The sequence below is a fragment of the Vibrio sp. MM46 genome, assembly GCF_027587135.1.
GTDB classification, from domain to species: Bacteria; Pseudomonadota; Gammaproteobacteria; order Enterobacterales; family Vibrionaceae; genus Vibrio; species Vibrio harveyi.
Window position 1 is genome coordinate 23,136 of the sequence record NZ_JAPPTO010000021.1, and the last position, 13,560, is coordinate 36,695.

The 13,560-nt window shown below is 45.0% G+C and carries 17 protein-coding genes; 7 read left to right on the forward strand and 10 right to left on the reverse strand.

Going from position 1 to position 13,560, the window contains the following annotated elements; all coding sequences use genetic code 11:
- The first annotated feature begins 115 nt into the window (after positions 1-115).
- Positions 116-1,021 carry a bifunctional helix-turn-helix transcriptional regulator/GNAT family N-acetyltransferase gene (locus OH459_RS20640; protein WP_074050835.1) on the forward strand — a complete coding sequence of 302 codons (906 nt, stop codon included), beginning with the start codon at positions 116-118 and terminating at the stop codon, positions 1,019-1,021.
- Positions 1,022-1,037: 16 nt separating this feature from the next.
- On the opposite strand, the gene OH459_RS20645 is transcribed toward OH459_RS20640, so the two are convergent.
- Positions 1,038-1,838: a glycosyl hydrolase 2 galactose-binding domain-containing protein gene (locus OH459_RS20645; protein WP_269988439.1), complete on the reverse strand. Its 801-nt coding sequence runs from the start codon at positions 1,836-1,838 to the stop codon at positions 1,038-1,040.
- 171 nt (positions 1,839-2,009) lie between these two features.
- Complete coding sequence (rraB, locus tag OH459_RS20650) at positions 2,010-2,426, reverse strand: ribonuclease E inhibitor RraB (RefSeq protein WP_005432867.1); 417 nt, start codon at positions 2,424-2,426, stop codon at positions 2,010-2,012.
- Between the two features lie 584 nt (positions 2,427-3,010).
- On the opposite strand from rraB, the gene arcA reads away from it, so the two are divergent.
- The 6 genes from arcA (at position 3,011) to OH459_RS20675 (ending at position 7,641) form a co-directional block, all read left to right on the forward strand.
- Positions 3,011-4,231: an arginine deiminase gene (arcA, locus tag OH459_RS20655; RefSeq protein WP_005432859.1), complete on the forward strand. Its 1,221-nt coding sequence runs from the start codon at positions 3,011-3,013 to the stop codon at positions 4,229-4,231.
- Between the two features lie 157 nt (positions 4,232-4,388).
- Complete coding sequence (locus OH459_RS20660; RefSeq protein WP_005432863.1) at positions 4,389-5,393, forward strand: ornithine carbamoyltransferase; 1,005 nt, start codon at positions 4,389-4,391, stop codon at positions 5,391-5,393.
- Positions 5,394-5,462: 69 nt separating this feature from the next.
- Positions 5,463-5,588 carry a hypothetical protein gene (locus tag OH459_RS28280; protein WP_005432831.1) on the forward strand — a complete coding sequence of 42 codons (126 nt, stop codon included), beginning with the start codon at positions 5,463-5,465 and terminating at the stop codon, positions 5,586-5,588.
- Positions 5,589-5,677: 89 nt separating this feature from the next.
- A complete protein-coding gene (gene pyrB / locus OH459_RS20665) occupies positions 5,678-6,607 on the forward strand; it encodes an aspartate carbamoyltransferase (protein WP_269988462.1) in 930 nt (309 codons plus the stop codon).
- A 17-nt stretch (positions 6,608-6,624) separates the two neighbouring features.
- Positions 6,625-7,086: an aspartate carbamoyltransferase regulatory subunit gene (pyrI, locus tag OH459_RS20670; RefSeq protein ID WP_005448817.1), complete on the forward strand. Its 462-nt coding sequence runs from the start codon at positions 6,625-6,627 to the stop codon at positions 7,084-7,086.
- Positions 7,087-7,251: 165 nt separating this feature from the next.
- Positions 7,252-7,641, forward strand: coding sequence for a RidA family protein (locus OH459_RS20675; protein ID WP_005432832.1), 390 nt, complete (start codon positions 7,252-7,254; stop codon positions 7,639-7,641).
- Between the two features lie 84 nt (positions 7,642-7,725).
- On the opposite strand, the gene OH459_RS20680 is transcribed toward OH459_RS20675, so the two are convergent.
- The 8 genes from OH459_RS20680 to mlaF all read right to left on the reverse strand — a co-directional run bounded on the left by OH459_RS20680 (position 7,726) and on the right by mlaF (position 13,178).
- Positions 7,726-8,451, reverse strand: a complete 726-nt coding sequence (locus OH459_RS20680; RefSeq protein WP_005444408.1) for a 1-acylglycerol-3-phosphate O-acyltransferase — start codon at positions 8,449-8,451, stop codon at positions 7,726-7,728.
- Positions 8,452-8,598: 147 nt separating this feature from the next.
- The gene (gene murA / locus OH459_RS20685; protein WP_005444406.1) at positions 8,599-9,864 is read right to left on the reverse strand and encodes a UDP-N-acetylglucosamine 1-carboxyvinyltransferase; all 1,266 of its coding nucleotides are present in this window, start codon (positions 9,862-9,864) and stop codon (positions 8,599-8,601) included.
- A gap of 9 nt (positions 9,865-9,873) precedes the next feature.
- Complete coding sequence (gene ibaG / locus OH459_RS20690; RefSeq protein ID WP_005432865.1) at positions 9,874-10,128, reverse strand: BolA family iron metabolism protein IbaG; 255 nt, start codon at positions 10,126-10,128, stop codon at positions 9,874-9,876.
- 3 nt (positions 10,129-10,131) lie between these two features.
- Positions 10,132-10,452: an STAS domain-containing protein gene (locus tag OH459_RS20695; protein WP_029789667.1), complete on the reverse strand. Its 321-nt coding sequence runs from the start codon at positions 10,450-10,452 to the stop codon at positions 10,132-10,134.
- Positions 10,452-11,090 (reverse strand): MlaC/ttg2D family ABC transporter substrate-binding protein, encoded by a 639-nt coding sequence (locus tag OH459_RS20700; protein WP_269988469.1) that lies wholly within the window; start codon positions 11,088-11,090, stop codon positions 10,452-10,454. Before OH459_RS20700 ends, OH459_RS20695 begins: the two co-directional genes overlap by 1 nt.
- Before the next feature lie 3 nt (positions 11,091-11,093).
- Positions 11,094-11,591 (reverse strand): outer membrane lipid asymmetry maintenance protein MlaD, encoded by a 498-nt coding sequence (gene mlaD / locus OH459_RS20705; protein WP_005436386.1) that lies wholly within the window; start codon positions 11,589-11,591, stop codon positions 11,094-11,096.
- 2 nt (positions 11,592-11,593) lie between these two features.
- Positions 11,594-12,385: a lipid asymmetry maintenance ABC transporter permease subunit MlaE gene (mlaE, locus tag OH459_RS20710; RefSeq protein ID WP_005444399.1), complete on the reverse strand. Its 792-nt coding sequence runs from the start codon at positions 12,383-12,385 to the stop codon at positions 11,594-11,596.
- Positions 12,375-13,178 carry a phospholipid ABC transporter ATP-binding protein MlaF gene (gene mlaF, locus OH459_RS20715; RefSeq protein ID WP_005444397.1) on the reverse strand — a complete coding sequence of 268 codons (804 nt, stop codon included), beginning with the start codon at positions 13,176-13,178 and terminating at the stop codon, positions 12,375-12,377. The genes mlaE and mlaF overlap by 11 nt, the downstream gene beginning before the upstream one ends.
- Between the last annotated feature and the right edge of the window lie 382 nt (positions 13,179-13,560).

The following is a 13,560-nucleotide window of genomic DNA, read 5'->3' on the forward strand; positions in this document are numbered from 1 at the left end:
ACATGGAGGCTCAATACGCCTCCTAACAAGCAAAATAACATTTACCATTGACAAAGTTGCGCACCGCAATTAATTTAATTGCGGTGCGCAACTTTATTTCCAGAGGTAAGTGATTATGAATGCTCGTCAACTCCGACACTACTCCCGTCAAGCCGTCCGATTGCTTGGTATGCTCGATAAACAATGCGGCGATGTCGCTCTCACTCCAGTACAAGCGCACGCATTAGGTGAAATCCAGCTGCAGCCGTTAACCATCAATCAATTGGCACAGCAGCTTAATGTCGACAAGTCCAATGCGAGCCGAACCGTTACTGGTCTGATTAAATTAGGCTTGGTTGAGAGCATCGAAAACCCAAAAGACAAACGTAGCCAACTTGTCGGGCTTACAGAACAAGGGCAACAGGCGTTATCGCAACTAGACCAGCAGCAAAACAGCTTCTTTGAACAACTGCTTACCCAACTCGATGACAGCGAACAAGAGCAACTCAAACTTGGTCTAGAGACTTACCTAAAAGGGCTAACGAAAGTGTGCCAGGCTGAGGAATACGTTCTTCGACCTCTTACCAAAGCAGATAACTCGCAAGTTGCGGACGTGATTCGTAAAGTCTCTGCAGAATACGGTTTAACCGCAGATAAAGGTTATGGTGTGGCAGATCCAACGCTTGATGACATGTACTCGGTTTACGATCAACAAGGCGCAGCCTACTGGGTAGTCGAGTACCAAGGCGAGATTGTGGGTGGCGGCGGCTTTGCACCTTTAGCTGGTGAGCCAAATGTGTGTGAGCTGCAAAAGATGTACTTCTTACCTCAAACACGAGGGCACGGCTTAGCTAAACGCATCGTCGCATTGAGCTTACAGCTAGCGAAACAGTTTGGGTATCAGCAGTGCTATTTAGAAACGACAGAATGTCTAAGAGAAGCGGTAGGCTTGTATGAAAAGCTAGGCTTTGAGCATCTCGATGCCCCGCTAGGACAAACAGGGCATGATGCATGTGAAGTCGTGATGCTTAAGACGTTATAGCGTTTTATCCCCAAACTTAAAGTACAAGATGGGTAACACAGAGCTCTTGGCTAAGTGCCACTGTAAATGCTTGGCGTTGCCCATCCAACTCCACCACGAGTTCGTAGAGATCTTTTGGATTGGGATCATTAAGATCGGCATACTTTGGCGCTTCGATCTGGAATAAAGCACTCGCATGATCCGCTCGGACATCAATAGGAATATGGTAAGTCATCCCATTAAACTTAACCGATGCTGATACTAAACCCGGCGCAAAAGTTTGGTAGTACAAGTCTACTTTAAACTCACAACCACCACCATGGTGCCAAATCTGCTCGGTTGCTACACGGTCTAAACGCACATTGCGAATGAACTGTAGATACGGCTCTTGCCATACCCCCAAGCGCTCATCACTCTTTTGGTATTCATGATCCGCAAGTGAGCACAACTCTGGCTTATCTTCATCGAGTAGAAGATCTTCTTCTTCCTCAAGGAACAGAATCTCAAAACGGTTACGCCCCATCTGCATGAACGGACGAATGTCTTTCTTGTACACGCTTTGTGAGCCATCACAGTCGAACAATGCAACTCCATTTAAACGCACTTCAGCATGGTAATCCACACCACCCAACACCATTTCTACCGCTGGGAATGCCATCATGGATTCATCCACTTCGATGTCATGCATCAGGTGCCACTCTTGCTGACGAATTGCTTCTTCTGTCAGCTCAGCAGGCAATACCTGACTCAAAGGAGCAGGGAAAGTAATGTCATCCTGTGGGATAGAAAGGTCCGTCAGTGGAGAGACTTGCCATAAACCGGCGAGTGAGAGTTGCATAGTTACCTTGAGCTAGATCAATTTTCACGCATTATATACACAAGTAACTTAGGGTTACAGGCAATAAGCACACAAACTCAATGAGAATTATTTATCGTTACCTGCGGTTATCATTTTCAGGGCACAAAAAAGCCAGCGATAAACGCTGGCTTCTTAGATTGAATAAGAGGATTACTCTTCGTCTTCATCATCTTCTTCAGGGTAAAGCGCATCTTCGCCTTCGTAGTAAGTACCCCAACCGTCATAAATGATGTCGTATTTTTCTGCCAGATGAACCAGTTTCTCAACCTGAGCATCAATTGCTTCTGCGTTTAGTGCAGATTCCATTGTTGCATCACAGCAAAGTAGTTTGTTGCCATCTTCATCTTCTGTTTCTTCAGCTTCAAGAACTTCAAAGCCCATCTTGAACGCTTCAACAACCGCTTTTTCTAGCGTATCGAAGTCTTCAGCAAATAGGTGGTGCTCGATTTCGTATAGTGAATCTGGATCGCTGCCATCTTCTAGCAATGCTGCAATGATATCGCGAGTCTCTTCCTTTTGAATCTCAATTAATTCTTCTACTGATAGATATTCATCTTCGTGAGACATGTTTTGGCTCCAGATTAGTTACTTGATGGAAACACTATACTCTAAACTGAGTACATTAATGCGGTGAAATATGGCACGGATTGCGATGAAAAGCCACAAACAAACACCAAACTGCGGTGATTCTTGATGATAATTTTTACTCACAAATCTAAACCTCGCTCACAGAAACAAAAAATTAACAAAAACGGCTAATCTTTAATATTCAGAAGATCCTAATTGAGCCTGAGACGAGTAATTTTAGGCTTGTTTGCGTGTTTATGATCTTGGAGTGAATACAGCAACGGCTCGTTAATTCTGACCTAACGAATAAAAGAAAGCCAAAAACTGCATATTTCAGAATGGTTATGCACGTTTTATGCACTTTTGATGTATGACTTCTTTCTCAAACGAAAAAGAATAAAAACGCACTTTTTAAAACTCATGAACAAACAACAAAATATAGAATTAAAATACACTAAGGAAGCATTTACAAAATATAACGCCAAAAAATTATATTTTTGCAATATATAAGCAAAGTTCTAAGACTTGCATCTTTGCACCAAGCTTGTCATAACTAACGGCTGGAATATTTGTAAGGATGCAAAATGAGTAAGCTGTACGTTGGATCAGAAGTTGGTCAACTAAGACGAGTTCTATTAAACCGCCCAGAGCGCGCCCTCACCCACCTAACGCCATCGAACTGCCATGAGCTACTGTTTGATGACGTATTAGCGGTAGAAGCGGCAGGTGAAGAACACGACGCGTTTGCGCGCACACTGCGTGAACAAGATGTCGAAGTACTACTACTTCATGATCTACTGGTTGAAACCCTTGCGGTTCCAGAAGCAAAACAATGGTTGTTGAATACTCAGATCTCTGACTTCCGTTACGGTCCGACTTTCGCTCGTGACTTACGCCAGTACTTCGCAGAGATGGACGATGAGCATCTAGCAAGCATTCTCCTTGGCGGCTTGGCTTACTCGGAACTGCCAATCAAATCTTCATCAATGTTGCCGAAGATGAAGCGCCCACTGGACTTCGTGATCGAACCTCTGCCGAACCACCTCTTTACCCGTGACACGTCATGCTGGGTATACGGCGGCGTTTCTCTTAACCCAATGATGATGCCTGCACGTCAACGCGAAACCAACCATCTGCGTGCGATTTATCGCTGGCACCCAACCTTCGCTGGTCAAGACTTCATTAACTACTTTGGTGATGAAGACCAGCACTACGACAATGCCAACGTTGAAGGTGGTGATGTACTGGTTATCGGTAAAGGTGCGGTTCTGATTGGTATGTCTGAGCGCACAACCCCACAAGGTGTAGAAAACTTAGCGGCAAGCCTGTTTAAATCTGGTCAGGCGAAAGAAGTGATTGCTATCGACCTACCAAAACACCGCTCGTGTATGCACCTTGATACGGTCATGACGCATATGGATGTGGATACTTTCTCGGTATACCCAGAAATCATGCGTAAAGATTTAGATACTTGGCGCCTAACACCTAAAGGCAACGGTGAAATGCATGTCGAAGCATCACACAACTATCTGCATGCCATCGAATCGGCACTTGGTTTAGATCAATTGAAGATCATCACAACGGGTGGTGACAGCTACGAAGCTGAACGAGAGCAATGGAACGATGCCAACAACGTACTGACGGTGAAACCTGGTGTTGTGATTGGTTACGAACGTAACGTCTACACTAACGAGAAGTACGACAAAGCTGGTATTGAAGTCCTGACTATTCCGGGTAACGAGCTTGGTCGCGGTCGTGGTGGTGCACGTTGTATGAGCTGCCCAATCGAACGTGACGATATTTGAGAAACCTCTCCCACCAAATAAAGTCAATTGAGACTAAGGTTGATGTGAATGCATCAACCTTTTTTTGTTTTTAATTAAAATAATTATTCACAATAAAAGCATTTATATGTTTTAATGCTTTTATTCTTTATCAACCAAACGACCTAAGGGACGAGCTATGGCTTTCAATCTACGTAATCGCAACTTTTTGAAGCTATTGGACTTCTCAACTAAAGAGATCCAGTTTTTGCTCGAACTGTCTGCAGAGCTGAAAAAAGCTAAATATGCAGGAACAGAGCAGAAGAAACTTCAAGGTAAAAACATCGCACTAATCTTTGAGAAATCTTCTACTCGTACCCGATGTGCGTTTGAAGTCGCGGCCTTTGACCAAGGCGCTCAAGTCTCTTACATCGGTCCTTCTGGCTCACAGATCGGTCATAAAGAATCAATGAAAGATACCGCTCGTGTTCTTGGTCGTATGTACGACGGGATTGAATACCGTGGCTTTGGTCAATCCATTGTTGAAGAGCTTGGTACTTATGCTGGTGTACCTGTCTGGAATGGTTTAACGGATGAGTTCCACCCAACCCAAATCCTTGCAGACTTCCTGACCATGCAAGAGCACGGACGTGGGAAACAACTGCATGAGATGACGTTTGCTTACCTTGGTGATGCTCGCAATAACATGGGTAATTCACTCATGGTTGGCGCAGCAAAAATGGGCATGGACATCCGCCTTGTAGCGCCAAAAGCGTTCTGGCCAGAAGAAGCATTAGTGGCAACTTGCCAAGAAATTGCCCAACAAACCGGCGCTAAAATCACGCTGACTGAGAACGTTGAAGAAGGCGTTAAAGGCTGTGACTTCTTATATACCGACGTTTGGGTGTCGATGGGTGAGTCGGCTGAAGCTTGGGATGAGCGTGTTGCGCTGATGACACCTTACCAAATCAATATGGATGTGATTAAGCAAACGGGTAACCCTCATGTGAAGTTCATGCACTGCCTGCCAGCTTTCCACAACGATGAAACGACTGTGGGTAAAGAGGTCGCGGAGAAATACGGTATGAAAGGGCTTGAAGTAACCGAAGAGGTGTTTGAATCTGAATACTCTATCGTATTCGACGAAGCCGAAAACCGCATGCACACGATTAAAGCCGTGATGGTGGCAACCTTAGGCAGCTAAACCAAAGCATTAAAAATGGTAACAAAAACCATGATGTAATCGCTTGCGCTCACGAAAGTTAAGCGTATAATGCTCGGCAATTTGTCTGAGGATTACGAAATGACCACGCCGATTGCTGACGTAAAAACGCGATTTGCTCTAGCTAAGCGACTACGCTTACGTGCTGTTATTTTCGTTAATTCTATTGAATTTTAAAACCTCCCCAATTGGGGAGGTTTTTTTATGTCCGAAATTCCATCAGGGTAATTTTGGGGATAGTCACCACTGTTATAGGGAAGAAGATCATGGCGAACTCGCTTTACCAGAAGCACATCATCTCTATTCCAGAGCTTTCACGTGAAGAACTGGAACTGATTGTAGAAACTGCAGGTCAGCTAAAAAAAGAACCTCGTCCAGAACTGATTAAAAACAAGGTTGTAGCGAGCTGTTTCTTTGAGCCATCCACACGTACTCGCCTGTCATTCGAGACAGCAATTCAACGTATCGGTGGCGATGTTATTGGTTTTGATAACGGTGGTAACACCTCTCTGGCGAAAAAAGGCGAGACGCTATCTGACTCAGTTCAAGTTATCTCTTCTTACGTCGATGCATTCGTGATGCGCCACCCTCAAGAAGGCGCAGCGCGCTTAGCGTCTGAGTTCTCTAAAGGCGTACCAGTTATCAATGCAGGTGACGGCGCAAACCAACACCCAACGCAAACGCTACTCGACCTATACACCATCGCGGAAACGCAAGGTCGTCTAGACAACCTAAACGTTGCGTTTGTTGGTGACCTAAAATACGGTCGCACCGTGCACTCGTTGACTCAAGCATTGGCAAAGTTCAATAACATTCGCTTCTTCTTTGTTGCACCAGAAGCACTCGCAATGCCAGATTACATCTGTGAAGAGCTAGATGAAGCAGGCATTCAATACAGCCTACACACAGACATGGAAAGCGTGATTCCTGAGCTCGACATTCTGTACATGACTCGCGTACAAAAAGAGCGCTTTGATGAATCCGAATACGCGCACATCAAATCAGCTTACATCCTAACGGCGGCACTACTAGAAGGTGCACGTGAAAACTTGAAAGTACTGCACCCACTGCCACGCGTGGATGAAATCACCACAGACGTCGACGTCACACCACACGCTTACTACTTCCAACAAGCAGAAAACGGCGTTTACGCGCGCCAAGCGTTGTTGGCACTGGTTCTTAACGAAACACTGTAATCGAGGGAGAAAAAGACATGGCTAAAGAAACTCAATTGCAGGTTGAAGCAATCAAAAACGGCACAGTAATCGACCACATCCCAGCACAAATTGGTATCAAAGTGTTGAAGCTGTTCGATATGCACAACTCTTCTCAACGTGTCACCATCGGTCTGAATCTGCCTTCATCTGCACTCGGTCATAAAGACCTACTCAAGATTGAAAACGTGTTCATCAACGAAGAGCAGGCAAGTAAACTAGCACTGTACGCACCACACGCGACCGTTAACCAAATCGAAAACTACGAAGTAGTGAAGAAGCTAGCGCTAGAACTCCCTGAGCGAATCAACAACGTGTTTGAGTGTCCGAACAGCAACTGTATTACACACAACGAACCGGTTGCGAGCAGCTTCCAGGTGTTCGAGAAGAAGGAAGAAATCCGTCTGAAGTGTAAATACTGTGAGAAAGTTTTCGCACGTGAGATCGTAACTGAGCGTTAATTTTCTGCTCCGATTCTTGCTAACGATAAATTGACTGATACCCCGCCAATGCGGGGTATTTTGCACTTTACGTGCTTCATGTTTAAAGGCACACTGCTTATTCTTAAGAACACTCAAGATGTTTGAGTAAACTCTTTATTCCCCTAAACAGATGGAACAATTCAAATGACGAAAGTACTTCACACTGAGTCTGCACCAGCAGCAATCGGTCCTTACGTTCAAGGCGTAGATCTAGGCAACATGGTTCTAACTTCTGGCCAAATCCCAGTAAACCCAGCGACAGGTGAAGTGTCTGCAGACATCGCAGAGCAAGCTCGTCAATCTCTAGAGAACGTAAAAGCAGTTGTGGAAGCATCAGGTCTTAAGGTTACTGATATCGTTAAAATGACAGTATTCGTGAAAGACCTAAACGACTTCGGTACTGTGAACGAAGTTTACGGCAAGTTTTTCGATGAGCACGAAGTAGCAAACTACCCTGCACGTTCTTGTGTAGAAGTAGCTCGCCTGCCTAAAGATGTCGGTATCGAGATTGAAGCAATCGCAGTTCGCAAATAATTGCCCTTGCTGACAAACATAAAAAACGGGTAGCTCAAGCTACCCGTTTTTTATTGTCTTTTTGCGATGATATCGCCGTAAAACTCAAGCTGCGTTGCGCTGTTTCACTTCTTCATCCAAGGCTTCCAGTTTCGCTTTCATCTCTTCACGACAAACATTAGCTAACTCACGTACGCCCTCTTTGCCGTAACCTTCCGTGCTTACTGGAGGTAACATTTCAATGATCACATGACCATTGTTCCAACGGTTCAGTTTAATGTGACCTGTAGAGCTGCACACGATTGGAATGATTGGCACTTCTGCACCGATAGCTGCATGGAATGCACCAGTTTTAAATGGCAGTAAACCACGACCACGTGAACGTGTACCTTCAGGGAACATCCACACTGAAACGTCACTGTTTTTGATGCTGTCTACAACTTGGTCGATAGTACCTTTTGCTTTAGAGCGGTTTGCACGATCAATCAAGATGTTACCTGTTAGCCAGTAAAGCTGACCAAACAGAGGCATCCACGCAAGACTCTTCTTACCTACCGTTACTACCTTAGGTGTAACAGCTGAAGATACAGTGAAAAGGTCCCAGTTGTTCTGGTGGTTAGCAATGTAAACATGCTGACCGCGAGAATATGCATCTTCCGGAATACGCAATTCTAGCTTGATACCAAATACACGTGACATTTTGCCGAATAGACGACCGAACGTGAAAACGTGCTTAGGGTTTCTAGGGCTAAGTAGGCAGTAACCACAACCACCAATAAACATCACAATTGCGAAAATTGCGACAGCAAATACACGTAACAGTGCAATCATTGTTGTTCTCCAAGAACCGGCTTTGCGCCAGCTACAGCTATTATTGTCTCTTTGAACATAGTCATGAACTATGAAAGAAAACGCGATATAAAAAAGCCGAAACCTACGTTTCGGCTCTCTTCATATCTAGGTCAACTGCGATGCAGTTTAACCCGCCTCACTTACGCGCTCAATATTTGCGCCAAGTGCAGACAGTTTATTTTCGATTTTGTCGTAACCACGGTCGATGTGGTAGATACGGTCAACGATGGTTTCGCCTTTCGCGATACAACCAGCAATCACCAAACTTGCCGAAGCTCGTAAGTCAGTTGCCATCACTTGTGCACCACTTAAAGAATCTACATCACCGCAAATTACTGTGTTACCTTCGATTTCCGCTTTCGCGCCCATGCGCATCAATTCAGGCACGTGCATGAAACGGTTTTCAAAGATAGTTTCAGTGATCACGCCGCCACCTTTCGCCATCATGTTTAACAGCGTAAATTGTGCTTGCATGTCCGTTGGAAAACCTGGATGTGGTGCAGTACGAATGCTCACAGCTTTCAGCTCGCGATCTGTCATATCAACAGAGATCCAATCTTCACCAGTTTCTACCAACGCGCCCGCTTCTTCTAGCTTAGCCAGTACCGCTTCTAACAGGTGACCATTGGTGTTGCGACATACCACTTTACCGCCAGACACGGCAGCTGCAACTAGGAATGTACCTGTTTCGATACGGTCAGCCACAACGCTATGTTTGCCGCCACCTAAGCGCTCAACACCTTCAATAGTGATGGTGTCAGTACCTGCTCCAGAGATTTTCGCGCCAAGTTTGTTTAGGAAGTCAGCCGTATCAACAATTTCAGGTTCACGCGCCGCGTTGTCTAGTGTTGTCGTACCTTCAGCAAGTGCTGCTGCACACATGATAGTGATGGTTGCACCAACACTCACTTTGTCCATCACGATGTGCGCGCCTTTAAGGCGACCATCGACTTCTGCTTTAACGTAACCATCTTCAAGAGTGATGGTCGCGCCAAGCTGTTCTAGACCAGTAATGTGTAGATCAACAGGACGAGCACCGATAGCACAACCGCCAGGTAGAGACACCTGACCTTGACCAAAGCGCGCGACAAGAGGACCAAGCGCCCAAATAGAAGCACGCATGGTTTTTACTAAATCATAAGGAGCGCAGTATTCATTAATGCTGCTTGGATCGACATGAACGGAACCATTACGACTTACTTTTGCGCCTAGACGCTTTAGTAGTTCCATAGTTGTGTCGATATCACGAAGGTGTGGCACGTTTGCCACTTCTACTGGCTCTTCCGCCAAGATAGACGCAAATAAAATCGGCAGTGCTGCGTTTTTTGCACCTGAAATGGTCACTTCACCAACCAGTGGTTTATCTGACCCAATAACTCGAAACTTTTCCATCAATAAACCTTAAAGCGACATTAGCTTCTTATCACGAGCCCACTCTTCTGGAGTGAACGCTTTGATTGATAGCGCGTGAATGTCGTTACGCTGGATGTAATCCATCAGAGGACCGTAAATTAACTGCTGCTTCTTAACGCGGCTCATTCCATCGAAACAAGCATCAACAGCAACCACTTCATAGTGGCTCCCTTCACCTTTTACATGCACTTCTTGAAGGTTTAGTGCTTCTTCTAGTAACTGTTGTACTTTTGCGCTATCCACAATTTACCCCTGATAATTCTGTATATGTTTGGCCACTAAAGATTCAACGTTGCTCAATTGAAACAAAGTGCGCAATTGCGCTGGCACGAAACTGAGCATTATATGACAGTTTTGCTTTTTTGCATGCTCTAATAAGTGGATTAACATCACCATTCCCGCAGAGTCGATGCGTTCAATCTCTTGGAGTGAGCATTCTAGCTCGGTTTGAGAAGGTCGCCATTGCTGTGCCACCGCCCACAAAAACGGCACCGAATCGCGATCCAGCGCCCCTGTAAGCTTAAGAATGTCTGCCTGTAAATGCCACTGAGAATGAGACTGTGCCATTACTTTGCTGCCTCGAAGCGAATTGGCTGTGCAGCCAGTTTCTCTAAATCTTTAGCGACCGCAAGAATACCTTCTTGGCGAATTTGTGTATTCCACTCCGATTGTTTGCTTGATAGTAGGCTAATACCCTCAGCCACCATATCGAATGCTAACCACTCACCGGTCTTCTTATCTTTGCGCAGTTTAAATTCAAGTTTGATATTTGGACGCGGTGCGTCGATGATTTCAACCTTGACGCTAGTAATGCGCTTAGAAGGATCCAGTTTTGGCTCCGGACCAAACTCAATTTGTTGATCCGTATATTGCGTTAATACTTGCGCGTATGACGTCACCAAGTAAGCACGAAATGCTGTGATGAATTCACCCACATCTTCACGCTTCGCCCCTTTTAGGTTTGGACCAAGCAGTTTCAATGCCGCATAGCGATCGTTGACATAAGGCATAAGCTCTTCTTCAACGATGATTTTTAGCAAGTTTGGATCTTTTTTGATTTGCGGTTGCTCCGCTTTGAGACGCTCAAACGTCACTTCTGCAACCTGCTTCATCATTTGGTATGGCTGAGTTTTATCTACTTCAGCAGCAACGGCTCCAAATGCAGTAAATGCTGCTAAGAAAGAAAGTAATAGTCTAGAAAACATGGATTATTCCTTACTCGTGTCACCAGAATCGCCTGAGCCACCAATGCTGTATAGAACCTGACCGATCAGGTCTTCTAGTACCAATGCAGATTTGGTGTCTTCGATGGTGTCACCATCAACAAGCATTTCTTCATCATCAAAAACAAAGCCCGGTACCAAGCCAATGTACTGCTCACCAATCAATCCAGATGTCAAAATTTGCACGCTAGAAGTTTCTGGGAATTGGTTATATTGGCTGTTAATCGACAAGCTCACTACAGGTAATAGGCTATCAGGGTTAAGTGTAATGTTACTTACACGACCGATAACAACGCCACCTACTTTCACAGGAGAACGTACTTTCAAGCTACCAATATTATCGAACTCGGCTTTCAGGGTGTAAGTATTGCCAGAGCCAATGCTTTTTACGTCAGCAACCTGAAAAATCATCACAAGAATCGCGCAAATTCCTGCTAATACAAAGCTGCCAACCCATAATTCTGTTTTACGTGTTTGTTGCATGATTAATTCCCAAACATCAATGCGGTCAGTACAAAGTCTAGTCCCAGTACTGCTAAAGAAGAATGCACAACAGTGCGCGTCGTTGCTCGGCTGATCCCTTCCGAAGTTGGAATAGCGTCATAGCCATTAAATAGAGCGATCCAAGTAACGGTAATCGCGAACACAATACATTTGATCATGCTGTTACCGATGTCTTGACCTAATTCCACTGAAGATTGCATCGCAGCCCAGAAGCTGCCGTGGTCTACGCCTTTCCAATCAACACCAACAAGCTGAGCGCCCCAGATACCAACTGCCATAAAGATCATAGCTAATAATGGCATTGAGATAGCCCCAGCCCAAAAACGTGGTGCGATGACACGTTTTAGTGGATCCACAGCCATCATTTCCATGCTTGAAAGCTGCTCCGTTGCCTTCATCAACCCAATTTCTGCAGTCAGTGCTGAGCCAGCACGACCAGCAAACAATAACGCAGTTACTACTGGTCCTAACTCACGTAGTAGCGAAAGAGCGACCATTTGACCCAGGCTGCCTTCTGCTCCGTAATCCACCAGCACAACATAACCTTGCAAGCTAAGCACCATGCCGATGAACAAGCCAGAAACGACAATGATCGCCAGCGATTGCACACCTACGGAATAAAGCTGTTTAATCAACAGAGGAAAATTCTTGATTGGCTGAGGTCGAGTCACTAATGCGCCAACAAGCATCAAGGTCGCACGACCAAAGGCTTCACAGATGGCTAATGTTCGTTTACCTAATGAAGCGACAAATTGAATAAAGCTATCGACCATCAAATAAGTCCTTTTCGATACTTTGAGCAGGAAAGCGAAACGGCACGGGACCATCGGCTTCCCCTTGTAAGAATTGCTTCACACGTGGGTCGGGATTATCGATCAACTCTTGTGGCGTACCAAAAGCAATGATTTTGCCATCAGCCATCAAGTAGACCCAATCCGCGATACTCATCACTTCAGGCACATCATGAGAGACGACGATTGAAGTCAGCCCCAATGCGCGATTCAAGTTGCTAATTAGCTCAACCAAAACGCCCATAGTGATTGGGTCCTGCCCAACAAAAGGTTCATCGTACATGATGAGATCTGGGTCTAAGGCTATGGCACGAGCTAGTGCAGCTCGTCGAGCCATGCCGCCGGAAAGCTCACTTGGCATCAATTCTGCCGCACCTCGTAATCCGACCGCTTCAAGCTTTAGAAGCACCATGGTACGAATTAATTCTTCGGAAAGTTCCGTGTGTTCACGCAAAGGAAACGCCACATTGTCGAACACATTCAAGTCAGTAAACAAAGCTCCCGACTGGAACAACATGCTCATTTTTTTGCGTGCTTGATAAAGCTTTTTACGAGACAGGGATGGAATATTATCGCCATCAAACCAGATCTCCCCTTGCTCGGGATAAATCTGCCCACCAATAAGGCGCAGCAGTGTCGTTTTACCAATCCCCGACGGTCCCATAATGGCCGTCACTTTTCCTTTTGGCACATGCAGATCAATGCCATCGAAGATCTTGCGCTCTCCACGTGAAAAAGTGAGATTGTTAACGGTAACTAAATCGTTGTTCGACATACTATCTCTTCTACTAGTTGTGAGCGGTTCTCACAGAGTTGCAATCCAACTCAACCCCGATTGTTTTCAAGATATTACGTCGAGAATATCCTAAAGTGACTTCGGTACACTTATTAGGCTGCAATCATAAGCACAATGAACCTGAATTAAAAGCACTGTTCGATTAAATAAAGCCGACGAAATTCAAGCAATTCAGCATAAAATATGACGAAACCCAAGGAAGGTGTTTAAATCCCATTCCAGAATAGCCGTATTCCAACAGACAAGTGAATGAGCAACAATTAAACACAATTTCGTTACTAACCTTTAATTTATTTGTTGTTTATCTTCCATTTTTGGCCGCAAAAGGTCAAAATTAGCGGTTACTCATTTCACTTATTTT

What these genes read in the sequence shown, in the direction of transcription:
- OH459_RS20640 (WP_074050835.1), top strand. Translation starts at nt 116, where the DNA reads ATGAATGCTCGTCAACTCCGACACTACTCCCGTCAAGCCGTCCGATTG.
- OH459_RS20645 (WP_269988439.1), bottom strand. Translation starts at nt 1,838, where the DNA reads ATGCAACTCTCACTCGCCGGTTTATGGCAAGTCTCTCCACTGACGGAC.
- rraB (WP_005432867.1), bottom strand. Translation starts at nt 2,426, where the DNA reads ATGTCTCACGAAGATGAATATCTATCAGTAGAAGAATTAATTGAGATT.
- arcA (WP_005432859.1), top strand. Translation starts at nt 3,011, where the DNA reads ATGAGTAAGCTGTACGTTGGATCAGAAGTTGGTCAACTAAGACGAGTT.
- OH459_RS20660 (WP_005432863.1), top strand. Translation starts at nt 4,389, where the DNA reads ATGGCTTTCAATCTACGTAATCGCAACTTTTTGAAGCTATTGGACTTC.
- OH459_RS28280 (WP_005432831.1), top strand. Translation starts at nt 5,463, where the DNA reads ATGCTCGGCAATTTGTCTGAGGATTACGAAATGACCACGCCGATTGCT.
- pyrB (WP_269988462.1), top strand. Translation starts at nt 5,678, where the DNA reads ATGGCGAACTCGCTTTACCAGAAGCACATCATCTCTATTCCAGAGCTT.
- pyrI (WP_005448817.1), top strand. Translation starts at nt 6,625, where the DNA reads ATGGCTAAAGAAACTCAATTGCAGGTTGAAGCAATCAAAAACGGCACA.
- OH459_RS20675 (WP_005432832.1), top strand. Translation starts at nt 7,252, where the DNA reads ATGACGAAAGTACTTCACACTGAGTCTGCACCAGCAGCAATCGGTCCT.
- OH459_RS20680 (WP_005444408.1), bottom strand. Translation starts at nt 8,451, where the DNA reads ATGATTGCACTGTTACGTGTATTTGCTGTCGCAATTTTCGCAATTGTG.
- murA (WP_005444406.1), bottom strand. Translation starts at nt 9,864, where the DNA reads ATGGAAAAGTTTCGAGTTATTGGGTCAGATAAACCACTGGTTGGTGAA.
- OH459_RS20695 (WP_029789667.1), bottom strand. Translation starts at nt 10,452, where the DNA reads ATGGCACAGTCTCATTCTCAGTGGCATTTACAGGCAGACATTCTTAAG.
- OH459_RS20700 (WP_269988469.1), bottom strand. Translation starts at nt 11,090, where the DNA reads ATGTTTTCTAGACTATTACTTTCTTTCTTAGCAGCATTTACTGCATTT.
- mlaD (WP_005436386.1), bottom strand. Translation starts at nt 11,591, where the DNA reads ATGCAACAAACACGTAAAACAGAATTATGGGTTGGCAGCTTTGTATTA.
- mlaE (WP_005444399.1), bottom strand. Translation starts at nt 12,385, where the DNA reads ATGGTCGATAGCTTTATTCAATTTGTCGCTTCATTAGGTAAACGAACA.
- mlaF (WP_005444397.1), bottom strand. Translation starts at nt 13,178, where the DNA reads ATGTCGAACAACGATTTAGTTACCGTTAACAATCTCACTTTTTCACGT.